Origin of the sequence: Micromonospora sp. WMMD1155 (genome assembly GCF_029581275.1) — a bacterium.
In the GTDB taxonomy this organism is placed as follows: domain Bacteria; phylum Actinomycetota; class Actinomycetes; order Mycobacteriales; family Micromonosporaceae; genus Micromonospora.
The window spans coordinates 2354503-2378470 of the sequence record NZ_CP120742.1; the positions used below are offsets into that span (position 1 = coordinate 2354503).

At 71.3% G+C, this 23968-nt stretch carries 22 protein-coding genes; 6 read left to right on the forward strand and 16 right to left on the reverse strand.

What is annotated here, in order from left to right:
- Nucleotides 1-16 precede the first annotated feature (16 nt).
- Nucleotides 17-646 (reverse strand): UbiX family flavin prenyltransferase, encoded by a 630-nt coding sequence (locus tag O7617_RS10555; RefSeq protein WP_282263168.1) that lies wholly within the window; start codon nt 644-646, stop codon nt 17-19.
- 150 nt (nt 647-796) lie between these two features.
- Here O7617_RS10555 and O7617_RS10560 point away from each other — a divergent pair, with 150 nt between their 5' ends.
- Nucleotides 797-1789, forward strand: coding sequence for a terpene synthase (locus O7617_RS10560; RefSeq protein WP_282263169.1), 993 nt, complete (start codon nt 797-799; stop codon nt 1787-1789).
- On the opposite strand, the gene mqnP is transcribed toward O7617_RS10560, so the two are convergent.
- The 3 genes from mqnP to O7617_RS10575 all read right to left on the reverse strand — a co-directional run bounded on the left by mqnP (nt 1778) and on the right by O7617_RS10575 (nt 4547).
- Nucleotides 1778-2689, reverse strand: coding sequence for a menaquinone biosynthesis prenyltransferase MqnP (gene mqnP, locus O7617_RS10565; RefSeq protein WP_282263170.1), 912 nt, complete (start codon nt 2687-2689; stop codon nt 1778-1780). The two genes, O7617_RS10560 and mqnP, sit on opposite strands and share 12 nt — an antisense overlap.
- Nucleotides 2689-4149 carry a menaquinone biosynthesis decarboxylase gene (locus O7617_RS10570; RefSeq protein WP_282263172.1) on the reverse strand — a complete coding sequence of 487 codons (1461 nt, stop codon included), beginning with the start codon at nt 4147-4149 and terminating at the stop codon, nt 2689-2691. The genes mqnP and O7617_RS10570 overlap by 1 nt, the downstream gene beginning before the upstream one ends.
- Before the next feature lie 65 nt (nt 4150-4214).
- On the reverse strand, nt 4215-4547 hold the full coding sequence (locus O7617_RS10575; RefSeq protein WP_282263173.1) for a hypothetical protein: 333 nt from the start codon (nt 4545-4547) through the stop codon (nt 4215-4217).
- 106 nt (nt 4548-4653) lie between these two features.
- Between O7617_RS10575 and O7617_RS10580 the strand changes: the two genes are divergently transcribed.
- Nucleotides 4654-5118, forward strand: a complete 465-nt coding sequence (locus O7617_RS10580) for an alpha/beta fold hydrolase (protein ID WP_282263175.1) — start codon at nt 4654-4656, stop codon at nt 5116-5118.
- A 38-nt stretch (nt 5119-5156) separates the two neighbouring features.
- Here O7617_RS10580 and O7617_RS10585 read toward each other — a convergent pair whose 3' ends face one another.
- From O7617_RS10585 to O7617_RS10595, 3 genes are all read right to left on the reverse strand, one after another.
- Entirely contained in the window at nt 5157-5339 is a 183-nt protein-coding gene (locus tag O7617_RS10585; RefSeq protein WP_282264699.1) for a DUF397 domain-containing protein, read from the reverse strand.
- Entirely contained in the window at nt 5336-6142 is an 807-nt protein-coding gene (locus O7617_RS10590) for a helix-turn-helix transcriptional regulator (protein WP_282263176.1), read from the reverse strand. The genes O7617_RS10585 and O7617_RS10590 overlap by 4 nt, the downstream gene beginning before the upstream one ends.
- A 231-nt stretch (nt 6143-6373) precedes the next feature.
- Nucleotides 6374-6700 carry a hypothetical protein gene (locus O7617_RS10595; RefSeq protein ID WP_282263177.1) on the reverse strand — a complete coding sequence of 109 codons (327 nt, stop codon included), beginning with the start codon at nt 6698-6700 and terminating at the stop codon, nt 6374-6376.
- Between the two features lie 48 nt (nt 6701-6748).
- On the opposite strand from O7617_RS10595, the gene O7617_RS10600 reads away from it, so the two are divergent.
- Together O7617_RS10600 and O7617_RS10605 are read left to right on the forward strand one after the other, a co-directional pair.
- The gene (locus O7617_RS10600) at nt 6749-6946 is read left to right on the forward strand and encodes a hypothetical protein (protein WP_282263178.1); all 198 of its coding nucleotides are present in this window, start codon (nt 6749-6751) and stop codon (nt 6944-6946) included.
- A 155-nt stretch (nt 6947-7101) separates the two neighbouring features.
- The gene (locus O7617_RS10605) at nt 7102-8463 is read left to right on the forward strand and encodes a hypothetical protein (protein ID WP_282263179.1); all 1362 of its coding nucleotides are present in this window, start codon (nt 7102-7104) and stop codon (nt 8461-8463) included.
- A 71-nt stretch (nt 8464-8534) separates the two neighbouring features.
- On the opposite strand, the gene ccsB is transcribed toward O7617_RS10605, so the two are convergent.
- The 6 genes from ccsB to hemL are packed head-to-tail and all read right to left on the reverse strand — an operon-like array spanning nt 8535 to nt 14521.
- The gene (gene ccsB, locus O7617_RS10610; RefSeq protein ID WP_282263180.1) at nt 8535-9506 is read right to left on the reverse strand and encodes a c-type cytochrome biogenesis protein CcsB; all 972 of its coding nucleotides are present in this window, start codon (nt 9504-9506) and stop codon (nt 8535-8537) included.
- Nucleotides 9506-11149, reverse strand: a complete 1644-nt coding sequence (locus O7617_RS10615) for a cytochrome c biogenesis protein ResB (protein WP_282263182.1) — start codon at nt 11147-11149, stop codon at nt 9506-9508. Before O7617_RS10615 ends, ccsB begins: the two co-directional genes overlap by 1 nt.
- Nucleotides 11149-11961 carry a cytochrome c biogenesis protein CcdA gene (locus O7617_RS10620; protein WP_282263184.1) on the reverse strand — a complete coding sequence of 271 codons (813 nt, stop codon included), beginning with the start codon at nt 11959-11961 and terminating at the stop codon, nt 11149-11151. The genes O7617_RS10615 and O7617_RS10620 overlap by 1 nt, the downstream gene beginning before the upstream one ends.
- Nucleotides 11961-12530 carry a TlpA disulfide reductase family protein gene (locus tag O7617_RS10625; protein WP_282263185.1) on the reverse strand — a complete coding sequence of 190 codons (570 nt, stop codon included), beginning with the start codon at nt 12528-12530 and terminating at the stop codon, nt 11961-11963. The genes O7617_RS10620 and O7617_RS10625 overlap by 1 nt, the downstream gene beginning before the upstream one ends.
- Entirely contained in the window at nt 12530-13177 is a 648-nt protein-coding gene (locus O7617_RS10630) for a histidine phosphatase family protein (RefSeq protein ID WP_088986809.1), read from the reverse strand. The genes O7617_RS10625 and O7617_RS10630 overlap by 1 nt, the downstream gene beginning before the upstream one ends.
- Nucleotides 13178-13183: 6 nt before the next feature.
- Nucleotides 13184-14521 (reverse strand): glutamate-1-semialdehyde 2,1-aminomutase, encoded by a 1338-nt coding sequence (gene hemL / locus O7617_RS10635; RefSeq protein ID WP_282263187.1) that lies wholly within the window; start codon nt 14519-14521, stop codon nt 13184-13186.
- Nucleotides 14522-14806: 285 nt separating this feature from the next.
- Here hemL and O7617_RS10640 point away from each other — a divergent pair, with 285 nt between their 5' ends.
- Nucleotides 14807-15142 (forward strand): STAS domain-containing protein, encoded by a 336-nt coding sequence (locus tag O7617_RS10640; protein ID WP_007454492.1) that lies wholly within the window; start codon nt 14807-14809, stop codon nt 15140-15142.
- Between the two features lie 13 nt (nt 15143-15155).
- Here the strand turns inward: O7617_RS10640 and O7617_RS10645 are convergent, their stop codons facing one another.
- Together O7617_RS10645 and O7617_RS10650 are read right to left on the reverse strand one after the other, a co-directional pair.
- Nucleotides 15156-15710 carry a response regulator gene (locus O7617_RS10645; RefSeq protein ID WP_282263189.1) on the reverse strand — a complete coding sequence of 185 codons (555 nt, stop codon included), beginning with the start codon at nt 15708-15710 and terminating at the stop codon, nt 15156-15158.
- On the reverse strand, nt 15707-20074 hold the full coding sequence (locus tag O7617_RS10650; protein WP_088991270.1) for a HAMP domain-containing protein: 4368 nt from the start codon (nt 20072-20074) through the stop codon (nt 15707-15709). Before O7617_RS10650 ends, O7617_RS10645 begins: the two co-directional genes overlap by 4 nt.
- 319 nt (nt 20075-20393) lie before the next feature.
- On the opposite strand from O7617_RS10650, the gene O7617_RS10655 reads away from it, so the two are divergent.
- Nucleotides 20394-22469, forward strand: coding sequence for a SpoIIE family protein phosphatase (locus O7617_RS10655; RefSeq protein WP_282263191.1), 2076 nt, complete (start codon nt 20394-20396; stop codon nt 22467-22469).
- Nucleotides 22470-22518: 49 nt separating this feature from the next.
- On the opposite strand, the gene O7617_RS10660 is transcribed toward O7617_RS10655, so the two are convergent.
- Nucleotides 22519-23877, reverse strand: coding sequence for an FAD-binding oxidoreductase (locus O7617_RS10660; protein WP_282263193.1), 1359 nt, complete (start codon nt 23875-23877; stop codon nt 22519-22521).
- Nucleotides 23878-23968 lie beyond the last annotated feature (91 nt).

The following is a 23968-nucleotide window of genomic DNA, read 5'->3' on the forward strand; positions in this document are numbered from 1 at the left end:
TCGCCGACCGGTCGGCTCAGCTCCGGGCCGTGCCGAGCCGGCCGGACCACCGCCGGAACAGGGTGTGGGGGACGCCGAGCGCGTCGAGTACCTTGCCGGCCACGAAGTCGACCAACTGCTGGGCGCTGGCGGCCGCGCCGGCTCCGTAGAAACCGGGGCTGGCGGGCAACACGACAGCGCCGGCGTCGTGCAGTGCGATCAGGTGCTCCAGGTGACTGCGGGTCACCGGTGTCTCCCGGGGGACGACCACCACCGGACGGCGTTCCTTGAGGTTGACCTCGGCGGCGCGTTGTAGGAGGTCCTTGGAGAGCCCGATCGCGATGCCGGCACAGGCTGCCGTGCTGGCCGGTACCACTGCCATGCCGCGTACCCGGTAGGAGCCACTGCTCGGCCCGGCGGCCAGGTCACCGGCCGCCCAGTGCCGCACGTCCGCCCCGGTGAGGTCCCGGTCGAGCCAGGCGGCGAGATCCTCGGCCCAGTGCCCGTCGCGGAACGGTCGGCCGGTCTCGTCGAGCACGGTGAGTCGTGCCGCGCGGGAGACGATCAGGTCGACCGGCTCGCCTGCGTCGAGCAGCCCGCCGATGACGGCCGCCGCGTACGGCGTGCCGGACGCTCCGGAGACCCCGACCACCCATGGTTCCCGCATGCCCCCAGCCTGCCTGGTCCGGCTGGTTCGGTGGGGAGCACCCCCGGGATCTCCGGATCGGCATGGCCGGCGGGCTACGTGGGCATTCCGTCGACCTGACATGCTGCTGGTGGGGATTCGCATCGGAACCATCTCGCGCAGGAGGCATCGGTGACGACCGGCGAGACCCTTCGGGTGTTGCGCACCGAGTGTCCGATCCCGTCCCGGCTCTCACCGTACGCCGACGACGTGCAGGAGTGGCTCCTCGGCCTGCTGCCCGACCTCGACCTCGCCTTGGACGACGCGGCGGTGCACCGGCTGGCCCGGGGACGGTTCGCCAGGTACGCCGGAAGGCTCTACCCGGACGCCACCGAGGCCGATCTCCAGGTGTTGACGGCGCTGTTCACCTGGTTCTTCCTGGTCGACGACGCCTGCGACGGGTCGGGTCGGCTGACCTCGGAGCAGATCCGGGCCCTGCGCGACGACACACTGATGCTGCTGCGCGAAGGCCCCCGGCTGCGCCCGGCCGGGCTCACCGGCCCGCTGCGGAGCCTGCTGGTGCTGGCCTGGGAGGAGCCGCGCCGCCGGATGCCGGCCCGGTGGCGGTCGCGTTTCACCGACGCAGTGGGCCGGCACCTCGACGGCACCTGGCAGGAGGCGGTCAACAAGGAGGCCGGCCACCGGCCCGGCGTCGACGAGTACGTGGAGCTGCGGCGGGCGACCTCGGCGGCGGAGGTGTCGTACGCGCTCGTCGAGTTCGCGGGCGGGCGTCCGTTGCCCGACCCGGTCCACCAGCACCCACTGCTGCGTCAGATCGCCCAGGTCGGCAACGACCTGCTCTCCTGGTACAACGACCTGGCCTCGCTGGAGAGGGACCGGGCCACCGCGGGCGGGCACAACCTGGTCCTGGCCATCGAGGCCGAACTGGCGGTGCCGTCGGCGCACGCGGTCACCCTGGCCGTCGAGCGCTGGCGGGAGTCGATGCGACGCTTCGTCGCGCTGCGGTCGGCGGTGCCGTCGTTCGGCCCGACGGTGGACCGGGCGGTCACCGACCACCTCGACGTGATCGCGTACGCCGTCCGCGGCACCATCGACTGGACCCTGGAGAGCGCCCGCTACCCCACCGGAGACGACGAGCCGGTGGTCACCCGGTCAGGGTCGTAGGTCGAGTCGGATCACCAGGTCGAGCAGCGCGAAGACGAACAACGCGATGCCGACGAACCCGTTGGCCGTGAAGAACGCCCGGTTGACCTTGCTCAGGTCGGTCGGGGTGACCACCAGGTGCTGGTACCCGAACGCGACGGCCGTCAACACCAGCCCGATCCACCAGAGCCAGCCGAGGCCGATCAACGCGCCGAACCAGACGAACAGCGCGAAGGTCACCACGTGCGCGATCGTGGAGGCGTGCAGCGCGAAGCGCCGGCCGTACCGGGCGGGCACGCTGTGCACGCCGATCTCCTGGTCGATCTCGGAGTCCTGGCAGGCGTAGATCAGGTCGAAGCCACCGATCCACAGCCCGACCGCTGCGCCGAGCACCCACGCCGGCCCGGATCCGTCCAGGGTGCCGGTGACGGCGAGCCACGCGCCGACCGGCCCGACCGCCTGGGCGATCGCCAGGATGGCGTGCGGCCAGTTGGTGAACCGCTTGCCGTACGGGTAGACGACCAGCGGCACCACAGCGAGCGGCGCGAGCACCAGGCACAGCGGGTTGAGCAGCGCGGCGGCGGCGAGGAAGACCACCAGCGCGACGGCCGCGCCGGTCCAGGCCGTCCGCACGCTCACCGCACCGGTGACCAGTTCCCGCCCGGCGGTACGCGGATTCCGCGCGTCGATCCGGCGGTCGAGGATCCGGTTGGCGGCCATCGCGAACGTCCGTGCCCCGACCATCGCCACGGTGATCAGCAGCAGGTCCAGCCACCGCACCCGCCCGCCGTCGACCTGCATGGCGCTCAGCGCCGACAGATACGCGAAGGGCAGCGCGAACACCGAATGCTCGATCGCGACGAGCTTGAGGAAGGACTTGACCCGGCCCGGCTTCTCGGCGGGAGCGTCGAGGACGACCATCAGATCCCGTACTCCTTCCAGCGCTTGTCGACCAGGGCCGTGACTTCCGGACTCATGCTCATCTCCTCCGGCCAACCCCGGGTGTAACCCTCGGTCGGGAGCTTGCGGGTCGCGTCGACGCCCGCCTTGCCGCCCCAGAACTGCTGGTACGACGAGTGGTCGAGGTGGTCCACCGGGCCCTCGGTGAGCAGCAGGTCGCGGGCGTAGTCGACGTTGCCGAAGGCGCGGAAGGCGACCTCGTTGTAGTCGTGCACGTCGCAGTCCTCGTCGACGATCACGATGAGCTTGGTCAACGACATCAGGTGCGCGCCCCAGATCGCGTTCATCACCTTCTGCGCGTGCTTCGGGTACCGCTTGCGGATCGACACGATCGCGCAGTTGTGGAAGACCCCGGCGGCCGGCAGGTCGTAGTCGACGATGTCCGGGATCATCAGCTTCAGCAGCGGCTGGAAGATCCGCTCGGTGGCCTTGCCGAGGCCGTGGTCCTCCTGCGGCGGCTTGGAGGTGACGATCGAGTGGTAGACCGGCTTGCGCTGCATCGTCATCGCCTCGACGTGCAGCACGGGGAACGGCTCGACCGGCGTGTAGAAGCCGGTGTGGTCGCCGAACGGCCCCTCGGGCAGCCGCTCACCGGGCTCCAGGTAGCCCTCCAACACGATCTGCGCGTGTGCCGGGACCTGCAACGGCACGGTGAGGCAGTCGACCATCTCCACCCGTTCGCCGCGCAGGAACCCCGCGAACAGGTACTCGTCGATGTCGCCGGGCAGCGGCGCGCTGGCCGCGTACGAGACGACCGGGTCGCAGCCGATCGCGATGGCGACCGGCAGGCGCTGCCCGAGCCGCTCGGCGACCGCGTGGTGGGCGGTCGAGTCCTTGTGGATCTGCCAGTGCATGCCCAGGGTGTTGCGGCCGTGCTGCTGGAGCCGGTACAGGCCGAGGTTGCGCTTGCCGGTCTCCGGGTGCTTGGTGTGGGTCAACCCGTAGTTGTGGAAGATCCCGCCGTCGCCGGGCCACACCTGCAACCCCGGCAGCCGGTTCAGGTCGACGTCCTCACCGCGGTAGACGACCTCCTGGCAGGGCGCGGTCTTCACCTTGCGCGGTGGCACCGACTTGAGCTGCATGACCTTGCCGAGGCCCTCCCGGATGCCCGACCAGCCGACCGGCAGCTCCGGCTTGATCAGCGCGCCGATCCGGGCACCGATCTCGTCCAACGAGTCGACGCCGAGGGCCATCGCCATGCGCTTCTCGGTGCCGAACAGGTTGATCGCCACCGGCATCTCGCCCCGGGTCGGACGCTCGAAGAGCAGCGCCGGACCACCGGCCCGGACCGTGCGGGTGACCACCTCGCTGATCTCCAGGGTGGGGTCGACCGGGACGTCGACCCGGCGCAACTCCCCCGCGCGCTCCAGCGCCGCGAGAAAGTCCTTGAGATCGGTGTACGGGAAGCCACGAGCCGCCATACCCGCCAGTCTCCCGCACCGGGTGTGGCACGACCCAAGCCGGGTGCTGTGACACCGGCGACGGCTCAGTGCGCGCCCGGCGCGCCCCGGCGTGCCCGGCGCGCCCCGGCGTGCCCGACGCGCCCGGCCTGCCCGGCCTGCCCGGCCTGCCCGGCGTGCCCGGCCTGCCCGGCCTGCCCGGCGTGCCCGGCGTGCCCGGCGTGCCCGGCGTGCCCGGCGTGCCCGGCGTGCCCGGCGTGCCCGGCGTGCCCGGCCTTGATCCACTCGGGTTTCTCGAATTCGGGGTGTCCGGCGGCCTGGGACAGCCCGACTTTCTGAAGACCGAGTCGATCAACGTTCGAGCGCAGCGCCCGCAGGCATGCGCGGTGACCGCAGGCATGCGCAGCGACCGCAGGCATGCGCAGCGACCGCAAACATACGCAGCGACCGCAGGCATACGCAGCGACCGCAGGCATGCGCGGCGACCGAGCGGGTAGCCGGGCAGCCGGCGGACGGAGGCCGCGAATGGGTGGAGATCGGGTTCCGGCAGGGTTCACCGAGCAACGAGCACGGGTCGGCCAGATCACCATGAACTACGTCCGTGGCGGCAGCGGCCCGCCACTGGTGCTGCTGCACGGGTACCCGCAGTGCTGGTACATGTGGCGGCACCTGATGCCCGAGTTGGGGCGCTCCTTCGACGTGGTCGCGCCCGACCTGCGCGACCCGGCGCACCTTCGGGCGAGCTTCGCCTACTTCCGGACATTCGATCGGGACATCGCCGACAACGCGACGTACCGGAACACGAAGCTGACGATGCCGGTGCTGGCCGTCGGCGCGGCGGCCAGCCTCGGCGGGCAGGTCGCCGAGCAGGTTCGTCGGTACGCCGACGCGGTTCTCGGTGAGGTGATCGAGGACTGCGGCCACTGGCTGTACGAGGAGCGCCCGGACGAGATGCTCGCCCTGCTGCGCGACTTTCTCGGGGCGACCTGAACAGCGGCTCGGTGCGGCGACCTACGGGTGCCCGGAGGTCAGTGGGTGCGGGCCAGCTCGACGAAGGCCCGCCATGCGGCCGGGGTGAACGTCAGCAGGCCGCCGTCACGGTCCTTGGAATCACGGACGTGCACCCGGTCGGGCAGATTGTCGGCGACCTCGACGCAGGCGCCACTGTTGTTGCCGCTCCGGGTGGATTTGTGCCAGCGGGCTCCGGTCAGATCCATGGCTTCACGATCTCCTCGAGCAGGTCGATGGACTGCTGCCGGGGCAGCGCGTCACTGCGCAGACTCTCCCACCTTCCGAGCAGGGTCGCCACCTCGTTGATGTCGTCCACTGCGGTGCCGCCGGTCTGGCTGTCGAGGAAGCCGAGCCAACTGCCGTCGGCCGTGCGGCCGAGGATGAACGGCCCGAAGAGGCCGGCGTGCAGCCCCACCCCCTGCGGCAGCACGTGCACGCGGATGTGCGGACGGCGGGCACATGCCACCAGATGCCGCAACTGCTCGGCCAACACCCCGGCGCAGCTCTCCGCGAAGCGCTGCAAGGCGGCCTCGTCGATCACGACGGTGACCTGTGGCGGGTGCTCCCGATCGAGGATCGCCTGCCGCTCGAGCCGGGCCGCCACCAACTCCTCCACCCGCTCGGCGGTGAGCCCCAGGTCGAGCCGGAACACCGCGCGGGCGTAGTCGGCGGTCTGCAACAGCCCGGGAACCATCGTCGCCTCGAAGCAGCGCAACTGGGTGGCGACCCGTTCGACCTCCAACCAGGGGCGGAACCAGACCGGCTCGCCGTCGCGTCGACCCAGCTCGCGCAGCGAGACCAACAGGCCGCCGGTGTCGAGCACCTCGTCGGCCCGGGTCAGGTAGGCCAGATTGGGCACCGTCTGGCCCAGCTCGACCGACGAGACCATGGAGGGCGAGTAGTGCGCCCGTTTGCCGTACTCCTCCTGGCTCAGCCCGGCCGCAAGCCGCGACCGCCGGAGCTGATCCCGGATCATCGCCGCCGTGGACACCCCTGAGGTCATCACCCCCACCTTCCTGCCGCCGCACGAACTCCTTCGGCGCAAGGTAGCGGATCCACAACCGAGCGTCAGCACCCAACCGGCATGTTGCGGTAACGCAGTGCCGCCTTACCGCCTCCTCGGCTTGATCCACTCGGGTTCAAGGAAGTTGCGGTGTCCTGCGGCTGGGACACCGCCATTTCCCGGAACGCGAGTGGATCAAGCCGAGGAGGCGGTGGGCACAGGTGTGGCGGATCAGGCGGCCGAAGTCCAGGCGTGGGCGGCCAGCGGTGGGTCCAGCGGCGCTCGGGTGAGGCGGTTGGCGAAGGTAGACATCGTGTACGCGCCGACGCCGAGCACGACGTCCAGCGCATGCCGGGGCAGGTAGCCGGCGGCGAGGAAGTCGTCCAGCTCGTCGTCGGGCACCGCGCCCCGGTGGTCGAGCACGGCCAACGTGAACCGGCGCAGCGCCTCCAACCGCGGATCGGGCAACGCCGAGCCGGCACGAAGTGCGGCGATCAGCTCGGCACTCGCGCCGAGCCAGGCACCGAGCCGGAGTCGGTCAAGGTCTCCGGGGCACATCTCACCCGTCGTGGCGTGGCGGTGGGGCTGGGGCGCAGGCTGGGGGGGATGTCGGATGCGTACGTCGTCGGCGACCCGGACGGGTTGTCGCCATTGCTGATCGCGGTACGCGACGCGGTCGCTCGGGAGCTGCACGCACAGGTGGCGCTACGTGGTGAGCGAATCGAGCTGGCCGATGTTCCGGAGGTGTCCTACCAGGTCACGGTCCAGGTCGAACGGACCCTGCGCGCCTGGCAGCCTGGGTGACAGTCGTCCGGCCAGACCCCCGTGTGGGGCCACCCGCCGCACGATCGGCCCATCCAGAACTGTCATAGCTGATCTCTAGGATCGGGGGTGCCGATCGGGTCGGGGACGTCGATCCCGGCTTCTTCCGATCGGCTCATCCCTCACCAAGGAGATCGATGAGATCTGTGCACGTGACGCGTGGCAGGCTCCTGCGCGGCCTCACCGCGTTGGTCGTGGGCACCGCGACGGTCGGCGTGGCGGCTGGTCCGGCCATGGCTCAGGACGACCCGGGCTGGGTCGGCGCCTGGCTGGACGACCTCACGGTCGGCGGTCCGGGCGCTCCCGGGCGTACCGTTCCGCTGACCCTGACCAGCACCGGCGCCACCCAGCCCCGGGTGACCGTCGACCTGACCGGCCTGACCGGCGTGGCCACCGCCAGCTTCCCCGATTACTGCACCACCGAGGGCGCCTCGGTCACCTGCCCGATGCCGCCGACGGCCGTCGACGATTTCGGCACGCTCACCGGCACCGTGCCGGTGGTGTTCCGGGCCGCGCCCGGCGCGACCGACGGCGCGACCGGCACCCTCGCCTACACGGCGCTCGGCGAGCAGACCGAGCCGTCCACCCAGCAGGCGACGATCACCGTGCGGTCCGGGCCCGATCTGCTCGACCTCGTCCACGAGTCCGTCTCCGGCGTCGCGGTCGGTGACAGCCTGCCCGTGCCGGTGGCCGTGATGAACGCGGGTGACCAGCCGGTCGTGGACCTCCGGCTCACCATGAGCTTCCCGGTGGGTCTGATTCCGGCCAGCTACCGCAACTGCCGGTACGGCACCAACACGTCGCTCGCCACGGTGGTGGTCTGCACCGTGCGGGGCACGTTCGCCCCCGGCCAGCGGCACGAGCTGCGGCAGAAGCTGGCCACCACGGTCGGCCCGGCCACCCTGGGCAGCAAGCGGATCACCCAGTTCGTGGAGCCGCTGGCCGGTGCCGGGCCGCTTCCGAGCGGGGTGAAGCTCACCCGCCGCGAGGCCGAGCAGGGGCTGCGGCTGCGGCCGGTGGGCGACCCGCTCGACGTGATCCCGGCCGGGGTGACCGGCGCCGCAGGCCAGACCTACCTGCGCTCGGTGCAGGGGGCCTTCGACGTCGTCGCCCGGGGCGCGACAGTCACCGGGGCCGTCGGTGACACCGTGCGGGTCACCGTGGGCCTGCGCAACGAGGGCCCGGGTGTCCCGGACGCCACGCTTTCCGGCGGCGGCGTCGGCAGCTTCCTCTTCGTGCCCCCGGTCGGCACCACGGTGGTCGGCAACCCGTCGAGCTGCTGGCTCAACGGGGACGAGGAGTCTGCCGGAGACGCCCCGACGACCTATTACTGCAACGGCCCGGGGGGCGTGTTCCCAGCCGGTCTGACCCACACCGCGGCGTTCGATTTGCGGATCGACAGCCTCGCCGGGACGCCGGGCGAGGTCCGGCCGTTCGAGCGCTACCCGCGGGTGGACGACAACCCGGGCAACGACGTCGCCCCGGTGACGGTGGGCTGATCCGGCACGCCACAACGACGCGGGCCGGTCACTGACGGAATCCGTGACCGGCCCGCACGCCGTTTTCCAGGTCAGTCCAGCCCACCGTACGAGTGCAGGCCGGTGAAGAAGATGTTCACGCCGAACAGGTTCATCAGCATGGTGAGGAAGCCGAGCACCGCGAGCCAGGTCGCCACGTTGCGTCGCACGCTGGGCGTGGCCCGGGCGTGCAGGTAACCGGCGTACACGACCCAGGAGATGAACGCCCAGGTCTCCTTCGGGTCCCAGCCCCACGGCCGACCCCACGCCGCCTCGGCCCAGATGGCACCGGCGATCACCGCGAAGGTGAAGATCGGGAACGCGAAGGCGTGCAGCGCGAAGGTCAGCCGCTCCAGGCCGGCCGCGCCGGGCAACCGCTTGGCGAGGGTGTACGGGAAGCTCCGCTTGCCCTTCTCGTACCCGTTGCGCATCAGGAAGCCGACCGCCGGCACCGCACCGAGCAGGAAGATGCCGGACGCGAACACGATCGTCGAGACGTGGATGATGAACCAGTACGAGTTCAGTGCCGGCACCAGCGGCACGATCGGCACGTACAGGACCAGCTCGGCGGTGGCCACCAGCAGCACCATCACCAGGGTGAGGAACAGCCCGAGCTTGCGGAGCGACGGCACCTTCCAGAGCACCACGAGCCAGGCCGCGACGCCGATGAAGGTCACCGTGAGCACGAACTCGTACATGTTGCCCCAGGGCATGCGGTCCGCCGCGAGGCCGCGGGTGACCAGCGCCGCCAGGTGCAGCACGGCGGCGACTGCGGTGGCGCCCACCCCGAACAGACCGGCGAGGCGGGCACGCCGGGCGGAACGGTCGGCCCCGGACGACGGCGGGACGGGCGCGGGCGGCTCAGCGACCACACCACCGCCGGCACCCACCAGCTCGCGGATCGGAGCCGCCGCCGCGACCCGGGTACGGGCGTTGCCCAACGCGTACTCGACGGCGTGGCCGATCATCGCGACCAGGTACGCCAGGATCGCGAAAGTGACCAGATTGTCGGAGAGTGCGGACATCACTCGGCTCCTTCTCGCACACCTGCCCGGTCGCCGGAGTCAGCGCCGTCGTCGGCCCGTCGGTCACCGCTGACGGCTGCCACGAGATGGGCGAACTCCTCGGCGAACCCTGGATAGTCGGTGCGCGGCAACCCACCGGCCTCCACCAAGCTACTACCGCCCGTCGGAGATCCTTCGTCGGGGTTGGCCGGTACGACCCGGAAGAACACCCGGCGACGCCGCCCGAACAGCGAACCCATCAGCCCGACCAGCAGGACGCCACAGCTGATCAGCAGCGGCGTCGCACCGGGGTCGTGTCGGACGGAGAGGGTGACGTACCGCTCGGTGCCCAGGAACTCGACGGTGGTGCCGTCCGCCAACGTCCAGGTCTCGCCCTTCTTGAGGAGCTTGGTGCCGACCTCCTTGACCTTGCCGGCACGCACCTGACGCTGGTCGAGCTGGTAGACCGAGCCGGGGATGCCGGCGTCCATGCCGAGGTTGCCCTGGTAGGCGACCAGGTTCAGCACCGGGTTGCGCTCGGTCGGGTACTGCGAGCGGACGAACGGCCCCTGCTCGGGCGCCGTGGGCAGGTAGATGCCGGTGAACGCCATCTGCCCGTCCGGGCTGCGCCGGCCGGTGGCCGGGTCGACGTTCGCGTCCGGGAACGCGGCCAGACCCTCACCGGTCAGGCCCATGTCGCCGGTGGTCAGGAACGGCTCGTCGCTGACCTGGCTGTTGCCGAACCGGTCGGTGTAGCGGATCACCGGGGCGTAGCCGTGGCCGAGCAGGTAGACGTTCGCGTCGGCGAGACGCAGCGGCGAGTTCACCGAGAAGTCGGCGCTGCGGGTCGGCTCGTCCGGGCCATCGACGGTGACCGTGGCGTTGAAGAACTCCGGCTGACCGGACGGCAGGAACCGGGCCTCGAAGTCGTCCAGCCGCAGGCAGAAGCGGGGCAGATCGGCGCTGTCCACCCGGGGGCCGAGCTTCGCCTCGGCGTACTGCTGGCGGGTGTTGCAGAAGGCGTTGTCCGCGCCCGCCACCAGCAGTCGGTTACCGCTCCAGCCGTACCACGAGCCGAGCGCGACGCCGATCAGCACCGCGATGAGCGAGGTGTGGAACAGCAGGTTGCCGGTCTCCTTGAGGTAGCCCTTCTCGGCGGAGACCTCGTCGCCGCGCACCTCCACCCGCCAGCGGCGCTTGCGCAGCACGTCGGCGATGGCAGCCACGCCACCGGGCGGGGCGGGCAGCACGGTGTGCTGCGGCAGCCGGCTCATCCGCTTCGGCGCGGCCGGCGGCCGGGACCGCAACGCCCGGATGTGGTCACGCAGTCGGGGCGTGATGCAGCCGATCAGGGAGGTGAACAGCAGCAGGTAGATCGCGGAGAACCAGACCGACCCGAAGACCTCGAACGCGCCGATCCGGTCCAGTCGGGGGGCCCAGTCCGGGTGGTCGACGAAGTACTCGTTGACCTTCTCCGGGCTGATCCCGCGCTGCGGCAGCACCGAGCCGGGGATGGCGGCGACAGCGAGCAGGAAGAGCAGGATCAGGGCGGTACGCATGCTGGTCAACTGCCGCCAGGAGTTACGCAGCAGCGCCAGCAACCGGTTCGGCCGGCGGCGTGGTGCCGGTGCCACGGTCTCCGGCCGGTCGTCGACGACCGTCATCAGATGCTCACCTCGCCCACCCCGACGGTGGTCTGCAACCAGATCACGAAGCTCTGCCATCCGCCGGTGACCAGCGCCAGGCCGATCAGGATGAGCAGGGCGCCGCCGACCCGGGTGACCCAGCGGCTGTTGCGCCGGACGGCGCGGAAGACCCCGAGCAGGCGTTCGAAGCCCAGCCCGAAGACCACGAACGGTATCCCCAACCCGAGGCAGTACGCCACGGCGAGCACCACGGCGCGGTCACTCTGGCCGGAGGCGGTCGCCATCCCCATCACCGCGCCGAGCGTCGGGCCGGTGCAGGGCACCCAACTGAGTGCGAAGACCGCCCCGAAGACGGGTGCCCCGAGCAGCCCGGCCGAGGGCAGCCGGGAGATCCGGAACTCCCGTTGCAGGGCGGGGATCATCCCGAGGTAACCGAACCCGAGCACGACGATCAGCACGCCGACGGCGATTTCGAGCTGCCGCTCGTACTCGAAGAAGACCCGGCCGATGCCGGCGAACAGGATGGCGGTGGCGACGAAGACGACGGTGAAGCCGGCGATGAAGAGCAGCGTGCCGGCGAGCACCCGGCCCTTGACGGCGACCGTGGCGGCCCGCTCACGGACCGCGACGCCGCCGCCGGGAGCCGGGTCCGCCGGTGCCCGACGACCTTCGAGGTCCGCCCCGGCCAGCCCGGTGACGTACGACAGGTAGCCCGGAACGAGCGGGAGCACGCACGGGGAGAGGAAGCTGACCAGACCGGCGAGCGCCGCCGCGCCGATGGCGAGCAGCAACGGCCCGTTCACGGCCAGGTTCCGGAAGGTCTCGCCCATCAGTTCGACGCCGGCTTCTCGGCCGCGATCCGCTCGACGATCGGTTGCAGGCCCTCCTGCTTGACGGCGGCCCGGATCACCGACGCGATCCGCCCCTCCCGGTCGAGCACCACCGTCGCGGGGACGGTGTTCGGCGGGATGTCGAGGTCGAGTGCCAGGCGGCTGGCCGGGTCGAACAGGCTCGGATAGGTGACCCGCCCCTGCTCGAACGCCTTGGCCTTGTCCCGCGAATCCTGCACGTTGATGCCGAGGAAGGTCACCCCGGAGCCCTTGGTGGCCTGGTAGACGGCTTCCAGGTCGTCCGCCTCCGCCCGACACGGCGCGCACCAGGAGCCCCAGAAGTTGACCACGACGACCTGGCCCCGGGCCTGGGTGACGTCATAGGTGCCGCCGAGCAGCAGCTCCCCGGCGAGCTTCGGAGGGGCCGAGCGCTGGTCCGGTGCGCACTCGAAGATCCCGTCGGTGGTGGTCGTGCAGGTCTTCTCCTGCCCCTTGGACGACGTGCAGCCGACCAACGCCACCGCGGCGACTCCCGCGAGCAGGCCGGCGGTCCACCTCCGGGCGTTCATCAGGCCCCCTTGGCCGTCCGGGCGGTCGCGGAGAGGGCGATCAGGTGCGCGGCCGGCTCGCTGTAGCCGATGCCCACCACCTTCGCGCCGTCGAAGTGGAACGAGGTGAGGCTCGCCAGCCCGCACTGACGCTTGCGCGGGTCGTGCCAGAGCCGCTTGCGCTCGACGTGGCGGCGCAGGGTCCAGATCGGCAGCTGGTGCGACACCAGCACCGCCTCGCGGCCCTCGGCGGCGACCCGGGCGGCCTGCACGGCGGCGAACATCCGCTCGGCGATCACCCGGTACGCCTCGCCCCAGGAGGGGGTCACCGGATCGCGCAGCACCCACCAGTTGCGCGGGTCACGGAACGACCCGTCGCCCGGGGACACCTTCTTGCCCTCGAACCAGTTCGCGCTCTCGATCAGCCGCTCGTCCACCCCGACCGGCAACCCGAACTGGGCGGCGATCGGCTCGGCGGTCTGCTGGGCGCGTTCCAGCGGGCTGGCCACCACGTGCACGATCTCCCGCTCGGCCAGGCCCTGCGCGGCGGCCTTCGCCATCTGCACACCCAGCTCGGAGAGGCGGAAACCGGGCAACCGACCGTAGAGGATCTGATCCGGGTTGTGCACCTCGCCGTGCCGCAGCACGTGGACCACCGTCTTGCTCACCGTTGACTACCCCCCGTGACCAGCCGCCGCCGCGGCGTTCGCCGCCGTCGGCAGCGCGTCGGCGATGTGCTCCAGAGCGGCGTCGTCCAGCGCCGCCGACACGAACCACGACTCGAACGCGCTCGGCGGCAGGTAGACGCCGGCGGCGAGCATCGCGTGGAAGAACGCCTTGAACGCCGGCACCTGCTGGGTGCGGGCGCTGTCGTAGTCGACCACGTCGGCGTCGGTGAAGAAGATCGAGAACATGCTGCCCGCGTACGACAGACGGTGCGGGACCCCGGCGGCGGCCAGCGCGTCGGAGGCCAGCTTGCCCACGACGGCGGCCGTGTCGTCGAGCTTGCGGTAGAGCGCGTCGTCGGCGAGCCGCAGCGTGGCCAGGCCCGCCGCGCAGGCCAGCGGGTTACCGGAGAGCGTGCCGGCCTGGTAGACCGGGCCGGCCGGCGCGAGTCGCGCCATGATGTCCGCCCGCCCGCCGAAGGCCGCGGCGGGCAGGCCACCACCCATGACCTTGCCGTACGTCCACAGGTCCGCGTCGGAGGCGTCGAGGCCGTGCCACCCGGCGCGGGACACCCGGAACCCGGTCATCACCTCGTCCACGACGAGCAGGGCACCGTGGGCGTGGGCGATCCGGGCGAGCTGCTGGTTGAAGCCGTCGCGGGGAGCGACCACCCCCATGTTGCCGGCGGCCGCCTCGGTGATCACCGCCGCGATGTGCGGGCCCTCGGCGGCGAACGCCTCCTCGACGGCGCGGATGTCGTTGTACGGCAGCACGATCGTCTCGCCGGCCGCCGCGCCGGTCACGCCCGGCGAGTCGGGCAGACCCAGCGTGGCCACGCCGGACCCGGCGGCGGCGAGCAGCGCGTCGACGTGCCCGTGGTAGCAACCGGCGAACTTGACGATCTTCGAGCGGCCGGTGTAGCCGCGGGCCAGCCGGATCGCCGACATGGTGGCCTCGGTGCCCGAGTTGACCAGGCGGACCTGCTCCATCGGGGTCCGGTCGACCAGCTCCGCGGCCAGCTCCACCTCACCCGGGGTGGGAGTGCCGAAGCTGGTGCCCCGGGCGGCGGCGGCCTGCACGGCGTCCACCACCTCCGGGTGGGCGTGCCCGAGGATCAGCGGTCCCCAGGAACAGACCAGGTCGACGTAGCGGCGGCCGTCGGCGTCGTACAGCCACGGGCCCTCGCCACGGACCATGAAGCGTGGGGCACCACCGACCGCCTGGAAGGCACGCACGGGGGAGTTGACCCCGCCCGGCACGATGGCGCGGGCGCGGTCGAACAGGGCCTCGGAGGCCGGCGCAACGGCTGGGTAGCGGCCGGATCCGGCGGGAAAGATGTCGGTCACGATGCCGCCATTGTGTCAGCGGCGAACGGCTCACCAGCAGCCACCCCGCGACGGGGTTACCCGGCTCACCCACAGCCGGTGCCCGTCGGCGGCGCCGACACCGGGCGTTCCGCCTGGGCGGCGATGGCTCACGGCTGGCGCGGCGACCTCTCGCGGCCTGGGCGGCGAGGGCCTGCGGCCTGGACAGCCACGGCCCCGGCCTCGGCGGCGAGCGCTCCCGGCCTGCCCGCCGACGGTTCACGGCCTCGACAGGCCGGACCGGTCGGATCGCGCTAGGCTGACCGGGTGGATCGTGCCGAACTGTCCATCACGCTACACCGGACGGGCGACGAAGCTGTGCTTCGCCTGGCCGGTGAGATCGACATGCTCACGGCGGCCCAGCTCTCCACCGTCGTCAACGAGGTGCTGGCCGACCCGCCGCCGCGGATCGTGCTCGACCTCGGCGGTGTCACCTTCTGCGACTCGCAGGGCCTGGGCACCCTCGTCGTGCTCAGCCGCAAGGCCAGCCACGCCCAGAGCCTGCTGATGCTGACCCACGTGGGCGACTTCCTCATCCGGGTCCTGGACATCACCGGGCTCCGCAGCGCCCTGATGATCCGCAACGACCAGCCCACCGGCTGACCCACCCGCCGCGTCAGGCGGTGTTGCCCCAGCGGGCCTGCTCCAACATCTCCACCGCGCGGTCCCGGGCCTCGGCGTCGTCGGAGCGCAGCAGTGTCGTCGCCTCGTCGACCGCGTCGGTGAGCCTCCGCCACTGCGTGTCACGCTCCCGGACGAGGTCCGACTGGGCGGCCAACTGCCGGGTCTTCACCCACAGCTCGACGAAGACCGACACCTTGGCCCGGAGCACCCACGGGTCGAACGGCTTGGTCAGGTAGTCCACCGCGCCCACCTGGTAACCCCGCAGGGCGAGCTGGGCGTCCCGGTCGGCAGCGGTCAGGAAGATGATCGGCACGTGCCTGGTCCGCTCGCGGCGCTTGATGTGACTCGCCGTCTCGAAGCCGTCCATGTCCGGCATCTGCGCGTCCAGCAGGATCACCGCGAAGTCGTCCACCAGGAGTTGCTTGAGCGCCGCCTCGCCACTCTCCACCGCGACGGACTGCACCGGCAGGCCCTGGAGGATGGCCTCCAGGGCCGTCAGATTCTGCCGCCGGTCGTCCACGAGCAGCGCCTTGGCCATCTGGGTCACGAAGTCTCCTCGGTGCGGCTGCCGTTGATCCAGGACGACATCAACTCGATCAGATCGTCCAGGTCGACCGGCTTGGTGATGTAGTCGCTGCCCCCGGCAGCGAGCGCCGACTCGCGATCACCAGGCATGGCCTTCGCGGTCAGGAAGACCACCGGCAGGTCGGCGAAGCGGTGGTTGCGACGGATCTGGCGGGTGGTCTCGTAACCGTCCTGGTCGGGCATCATGGCGTCCATCAGCACGATGTCCACCTCCGGATGCTCGGCCAGCAGGCGGACGCCGTCCGCCCCGTTGTCCGAGTACAGCACGGTCATCCCGTGCAGTTCCAACGCGCTGGTCAAGGCGAAGACGTTCCGGACGTCGTCGTCCACGATCAGGACGGTGGCACCGTCCAGTTGACGGGTGGCCGGTGCCTCCGGCCGCTCCGGCAGCAGCTCCAGCGGCGGCATGAGCAGCGACGACGGCAGGCCGGCGCGCTGCGGAGACGGCGGCTGGGGCGCGACCACCGCGTCCGGAGCCAGCACCTGCGGCACGAACAGGGTGAACGTCGAACCCTGACCGGGCGCCGACGACACGGTGATGGTGCCGCCGATCAGCCGGGCCAGGTCGCGGCTGATCGACAGACCCAGACCGGTGCCGCCGTAGCGGCGACTGGTCGTGCCGTCCGCCTGCTGGAACGCCTCGAAGATGATCGACAACTTGTCGTCGGAGATGCCGATCCCGGTGTCGATCACGGTGAACGCGATCACCTGCTGGGCGTTGGTCAGCGCCGGCACGTCGAACACCGCGTTCTCCGCCGCCGGAGCGATCCGCAGCGTCACCGCGCCGTTGTCGGTGAACTTCACCGCGTTGGAGAGCAGGTTGCGCAGGATCTGCTGCAACCGCTGCGCGTCCGTCACCAGCGCCGGCGGCAGATCCTTGCTCACCCGCACCTGGAAGTCCAGGTTCTTCTCCTCGGCCTGCGGCGCGAACGCCTGCTCGACGAAGCCGCGCAGTTCGGTGAAGCGGATCTCGGTCGGCTCGACGTCCATCCGACCCGCCTCGATCTTGGACAGGTCGAGGATGTCATCGATCAGGCGCAGCAGGTCGGAGCCGGACCCGTGGATGGTCCGGGCGAACTCGATCTGCTTCGGGCTGAGGTTCTGCTCCGAGTTCTCCGCGAGCAGACGGGCCAGCAGCAGCAACGAGTTCAGCGGCGTACGCAGCTCGTGGCTCATGTTGGCCAGGAACTCCGACTTGTACGCCGAGGCCCGGGTCAACTGCTGCGCCTTCTCCTCCAGGCCCAGCCGCGCCAGCTCGATCTCCCGGTTCTTCGTCTCGATGTTGCCCTTCTGCTCGGACAGCAGAGTGGCCTTCTCCTCCAGCTCGGCGTTGGTGCGCTGCAACTCCGCCGACTGCTCCTGCATCTCGTGCGCCAGGCGCTGCGACTGGGCCAGCAACTCCTCCGTACGCCGGTTGGCCTGGATGGTGTTGACGGCGATGCCGATGGTGAGCACCAACCGCTCCAGGAACGCGAGGTGCAGCTCGGAGAACGCCGACACGCTGGCGAACTCGATCACCCCGAGCAGCTCGCCCTCGAACAGCACGGGGAGCACCACCAGGTCCGACGGAGGTGTCTCGGCCAGACCGGACCGCAGGGTGAGCCGGCTGTTCGGGGAGGCGCTGACCCGGATCGTGCGGCGGGACAACGCGGTCTGCCCGACCAGCCCCTCACCCGGCCCGAAGGTGACGTCGGTGCCCCGCGCCACGTACCCGTAGGAGGAGGTCAGCCGCAGCCGCATGCTGCCGTCGGTGTCGTCGGCCAGGAAGAAGGCGCCGAGCTGGGCGTCGACCAGCGGCGTCACCTCCGTCATGATCATGCGGCAGACCTCGCCGAGGTCGCGCTGGCCCTGCAACAGGCCACCGATGCGGGCCAGGTTGGAGTCCAGCCAGCCCTGCTCGGCGTTCTTCTTGGTCGTCTCCCGGAGGGTGACGATCATCTGGTTGATGTTGTCCTTCAGCTCGGCGACCTCGCCCTGCGCCTTGACCGCGATCCGCTGGGTCAGGTCACCCCTGGTCACCGAGGTGGACACCTGGGCGATGGCCCGCAGCTGCGTGGTCAACGTCGAGGCGAGCTGGTTGACGTTCTCGGTGAGGTCCCGCCAGGTGCCGGAGACGCCCTTGACCTGCGCCTGACCGCCCAGCTTGCCCTCGATGCCGACCTCGCGGGCCACCCGGGTCACCTCGTCGGCGAACGACGACAACTGGTCGACCATCGTGTTGACAGTGGACTTCAGCTCCAGGATCTCGCCCTGCGCATCCACCGTGATCTTCTGGCTCAGGTCGCCCTTCGCCACCGCCGTGGTCACCGACGCGATGTTGCGGACCTGACTGGTCAGGTTCGACGCCATCGAGTTCACGTTGTCGGTCAGGTCCCGCCAGGTGCCGGAAACGCCCTTCACCTGCGCCTGGCCACCCAGCTTGCCCTCGGTGCCCACCTCGCGGGCCACCCGGGTCACCTCGTCGGCGAACGACGACAACTGGTCCACCATCGTGTTGACGGTCGACTTCAGCTCCAGGATCTCGCCCCGCGCGTCCACCGTGATCTTCTGCGACAGGTCACCCTTGGCGACCGCGGTGGAGACCTGGGCGATGTTGCGGACCTGGGCGGTCAGGTTCGACGCCATCGAGTTCACGTTGTCGGTCAGGTCCCGCCACGTGCCGGCGACACCGCGCACCTGGGCCTGACCACCCAGCTTGCCCTCGGTGCCCACCTCGCGGGCCACCCGGGTCACCTCGTCGGCGAACGACGACAACTGGTCCACCATCGTGTTGACGGTCGACTTCAGCTCCAGGATCTCGCCCCGCGCGTCCACCGTGATCTTCTGCGACAGGTCACCCTTCGCCACCGCCGTGGTCACCGACGCGATGTTGCGGACCTGACTGGTCAGGTTCGACGCCATCGAGTTCACGTTGTCGGTGAGGTCGCGCCACGTACCGCTGACGCCCTTGACCTGCGCCTGCCCGCCCAGGTTGCCCTCGGTGCCCACCTCACGGGCCACCCGGGTCACCTCGTCGGCGAACGACGACAACTGGTCCACCATCGTGTTGACGGTGTTCTTCAACTCCAGGATCTCGCCCTGGGCATCCACCGTGATCTTCTGCGACAGGTCACCCTTCGCCACCGCCGTGGAGACCTGGGAGATGTTGCGGACCTGGCTGGTCAGGTTGCCGGCGAGCTGGTTGACGTTCTCGGTGAGGTCCCGCCAGGTGCCGGACACGCCCCGCACCTGAGCCTGACCGCCCAGCTTGCCCTCGATGCCCACCTCACGCGCGACCCGGGTCACCTCGTCGGCGAACGACGACAACTGGTCCACCATCGTGTTGACGGTGTCCTTCAGCTCCAGGATCTCGCCCTGCGCCGCCACGGTGATCTTCTGCGACAGGTCACCGCGCGCCACCGCCGTCGAGACCTGCGCGATGTTGCGGACCTGGGCGGTCAGGTTCGACGCCATCGAGTTGACGCTGTCGGTCAGGTCCTTCCAGGTGCCCGCCACGTTCGGCACCTCGGCCTGACCACCGAGCTTGCCCTCGGTGCCCACCTCGCGGGCCACCCGGGTCACCTGCTCGGCGAACAGCCGCAGCGTGTCGGTGAGGTAGTTCATCGTGGCGGCCAGCTCGGCCACCTCGCCGCGCGCGCCGACAGTGATCTTCTGCGACAGGTCGCCCTTGGCCACCGCCGTCGCCACCTGCGAGATCGACCGCACCTGGCCGGTCAGGTTCGACGCCATGGTGTTCACCGAGTCGGTGAGGTCCTTCCAGGTGCCGGCGACACCCCGCACGTCCGCCTGACCGCCCAGCTTGCCCTCGGTGCCCACCTCACGGGCCACCCGGGTCACCTCATTGGAGAACGAGGACAACTGGTCGACCATCGTGTTCACGGTGCGCCCGATGCGCAGGTACTCACCGCGCAGCGGCCGACCGTCGATCTCCAACGCCATGTGCTGCGACAGGTCGCCGTCGGCCACCGCCACGATGACCCGGGCGATCTCGGTGGTCGGTCGGCCCAGGTCGTCGATCAGCGAGTTGATCGCCCGCTGCCCCTCCGCCCAGGATCCGTCCAGCCCTTCGTCGTCGAGCCGCTCGGTGAGCCGGCCGTCGCGACCGACGATGCGGCTGATCCGCCGCAGGTCCAGGTACTGCCGCTCCTGGAGCGAGACCACCTCGTTGAAGGCGTCCGCCACCTCACCGGCCGCGCCGGCGCGGCGGGGAAGCCGGACCTTCAGGTCGCCGCGACCGATCCGTCGCAGTGCCTCGGTCAACTCACCGAGGAGCGCCTCGTGGTCGGGCGCGGACGGATCCGCCACCGACTGCTTCGCCGTGGTCATCATTCCTCGCTCAACTCGGGGGCACCGGTCCGTGCGGACACACCGGCACCCCATATTGTGCCCGCGCGAGCCGTAGTGCCAGGGTGCGCGACCCGCCAGGTGGCCGGGATCGCCATCGGGACCGCCTCGACGACGCTGGATCGGGCACGGCCCACCGCAGACCTCGCAGAGGTGACCGACGGGCCCGGAATGCCTGTTCCGTACGGGCGCTCACGCCGAGGCGCAGTCCGGACACGGCTCGGTTGCTCTCTTGGCCCGCGCAAGGCTCGCGAGGGTGATCGGCTTGGCACCCGGCAGGGGGACGGTAGAGGATACGGGGGTGTCAGCCGAGGCGGGGACGGCGACGAACGGAGCCCGGGACGGGGCGGTCCGGCGTGTCCGGCTGCCCGCGGATCGCCGTACCCCGGCCGCCGCCCGCGCCGTGGTCCGTTCGGTGTTGACCGAGTCACACCTGGACGAGTTGGTCAACGAGGCACTGCTGCTCACCACCGAGCTGACCACGAACGCCGTGGAGCACGCCCGCACCGAGTTGGACATCGAGGTCGTCGCCGACGAGATCGGGCTGACCGTCACCGTCCTCGACTTCGCCCCCGGCTCCGGCGACGAGCTGACCGTCGGCACCCGCAACGACTCCGCCGAGATCAACGAGGTCTCCGAGCGGGGTCGCGGCCTCCTGCTGGTCGACCACTTCGCCAGCCGCTGGGGCACGACCTACCTGCCCACCGGGAAGGGCGTCTGGTTCCGGCTGGACCGCCCCGGCGTCGAGTCGTCGGCCGAGGACGTCGCCGGTGGCGCGTCGGCACCGACCAGCGCCGGCCCCGGTACGACCACGGAGAAGTCCGCGCCGAGCGCCAGCGCGATGAGCGAACTCATGCAGACCGCGCCCGACCTGTACGCGGACGACCCTCTGCCCGACTTCGCCACCAGCCTCCTCAGCCGGGTCGCCGAGATGGTCGGCGCAGCCGGCGGCACGATCCGCCTGGACCGGGGCGACGGGCAGGGGCGGCAGGTGTTGGCCCGCTTCGGTCGACCACCCCGCCCCGACAGTGAGCTGCTCCGGGTGCCGTTGACGGTGCACCGCCCGTACGCCGGGGAGCTGGAGTTGGACGCCGCGCCGTCGGCGTACGCCCGGCCGTTGGCGGTACTGACCGCCGAGCGTCTGTCGCTGCACCTGGAGAACGACCGACTGCGCCGCGCCGACGTCCGTCGACAGGTGTGGCTGACGTTCCTGGCCGAGGCGAGTGAACTGCTCGCCCAGTCGTTGGACGTCGACCTGACCATGGCGCTGGTGCCGCAGTTGGTGGTGCCGCGGCTGGGCCAGTGGTGCGCGGTGCACACCACCGACGAGTGGGGTCGGCTGCGGCTGGCGGCGGCCAGCCACGCCGACGAGTCGACGCTTCCGCAACTGCACAAGGTGTTGGCGGAGACCGGGCCGGATTCGATCCAGGCCCGCCTGCGCGAGGCGTCGCGCAGCGCGGCGCAGATCCCCCTGGGCGGGCCGATGGAGGGTTTCGCGGTCCCACTGATCGCCCGTGGGCAGCGGCTCGGCACCCTGGCGGTGGGGCGGCACCAGCGCCACCGGCACGATCCGGACGAGGTGGCCGTGTTGGAGGACGTGGCCCGGCGGGCCGCGTTGGCGATCGAGAACGCGCGGATCCACGCCGAGCGCCGTCGGGTGGCGCAGACACTCCAGCAGTCCCTCCTGCCTCCGACGCTTCCCGTCGTGGACGGCATCGGTTTCGCCGCCGAGTACGTGCCGACCGGCGACGACGCCGAGGTGGGGGGCGACTTCTACGACGTGGTGCCGCTGCCCGACAGACGGTGGCTGGTGGTGATCGGTGACGTTTCGGGCAAGGGCGTCCAGGCCGCCGCGGTGACCGGGTTGGTCCGCGATGTGATCCGGGTTCTGGTCGGTGACGGTAAACCGTTGCCGGAGGTGTTGGCACGGCTCAACGAGACGCTCGTCGAGCGGGGCGGCGGGCGGTACTGCACGTTGGCGCTGGCGGCGGTCGGGCCCGGCGAGGGCGACGGGCTCGACGTGTCACTGCACCTGGCCGGGCACGACCGACCGGTGCTGCTGTCCGCCACGGGCGGCGCGGGGTTCGTCGGCACCGGCGGCACCGCCCTCGGCCTCCTCGACACGATCACCTCACCGACGGCGGACATCACCCTCGCGCCCGGCGACTCGCTGATCTTCTACACCGACGGCGTCACCGAGCGGCGGCGGGGCCGGGAGTTGTTCGGCACCGAACGCCTGCGGGGTGCGGCAGCGCCCCTGGCGGGATATTCGGCCGACGTGGTGGCCGCCAGGCTGCGCTCCGCCGCGATCAACTTCTCGGTCGAGCCGCCCCGGGACGACATCGCCGTCCTGGTGCTCCGCAACGACGCCACCTGACCCGCCGCAGCCTGAGCCGACCTGCACACCTGGTGGAGGGACTGACCGGTCACAGACCGCCCGGGAGGCGCCCGGGCGCGAGCCGGTGTTCCGGATCGAGGTGCTCCTTGGCCGCCCGCAGCCGGGTCAGGCCGGCCAGCTCGCCCCAGAGGTCGACGGCGCGGCGGACCGCCGTCGGGGCGGAGACCACCACGCAGCGGCCCTGCCGGGCCAGCAGCACTCCTCGGACGGCCGCCAGGATCGACGCCACCCGGTCGGGGGCCAGGGCTCCGGGCAGTGCCGCGTGCACCACGCCCAGCCCGGCGGAGCCACGCACCGGCACCGGCGCGCCGGCCGCGTCGCGCAACGCGTAGACGGCGGCGTGCAGGTCGCCGATCGGCACCTCCAGGCGCAGTGCGGTGTCGCCGGGCGCGAACGGGTATCGACGCCACCACGTGGGCGCGGAGTGGGCGATCGTGGCCTCCCCGTGCAGCAGGCCGACCAGGCGCTCGGCGCGTTCGGTGACGTCGGAGGGGCCGCCCTCCAACAGCACCACCAGGCTGCCCGCCCGCGACGGCGCTCCGGCCCGGCCGGACATCGACGGATGGCGCTCCCGGGCGGTGGCCGCCGGGTGGCCCGGCGGGTACGCCGCGCGCGGCCGGGGCAGGCCCCCGGGCAGGTCCAGCTCGATGGCGGCCGGCTCCAGTCGGGCGGCCAGGATCGTCCGGACCAGGTCGTGCACCTCCAACGGCGTCCACACCGGACGGGACACCCACAGTCGGCTCGCCGGAACCGGCTGCACCCGCAGGCTCGCCGAGACCAGCACACCGAGCGCCCCCTGCGAGCCGCAGAGCAGCCGGGCCAGGTCGAGACCGGGCGCACCACCCCCGGCACTCACCAGCTCGCCGTCGGCGGCGAGGTAACGGACGCCGAGCAGTTGGTCGCACGGGCTGCCGTGGCGGTGGCTGATCGGGCCCGCCTCGCCCGCGGCGAGCACCCCGCCCACCGTCGCACCCGGCGACGGGGCGTCCATCGCCAGTCGCTGGCCGGTGCGCTCCAGGGTGGCCTGCACCGCCCGCAACGGGGTGCCGGCGCCCACCTCGGCCACCAGCGCGCCGACCGGCTCGTGACCGATGCCGGCCAGTCGACCGGTGTCGAGCAGGATGTCCACCTGCACCGGCGTGGCGCCCCAGTCGATCTTGGTGCCGGCGCCCCTGGGCACCACCGCCAGGTCGTGCGTGGCGGCCAGCCGCAGCACCTCGGCAGCGGCGTGCGGACCGCCCGGCACGGCCACCCAACGCGCCGGACGGCCGGCCACCTCGTCGGCCGGCCCGCCCAGCCGAGAGAACGGTGGGCCACAGATGGCCGCCAATCGTCGGGTGATCTCGAGGGCTCCGGACCGGCCGAGGGAACTCGCTGCTGCCGCCATGGCGGTTATCGTACATGTGTTCGAAAGACGTGGTGACGACTATCAGGATGCCGCTGGTCCGGCGCACATCGGGCACCGGCCGGTAACGTGG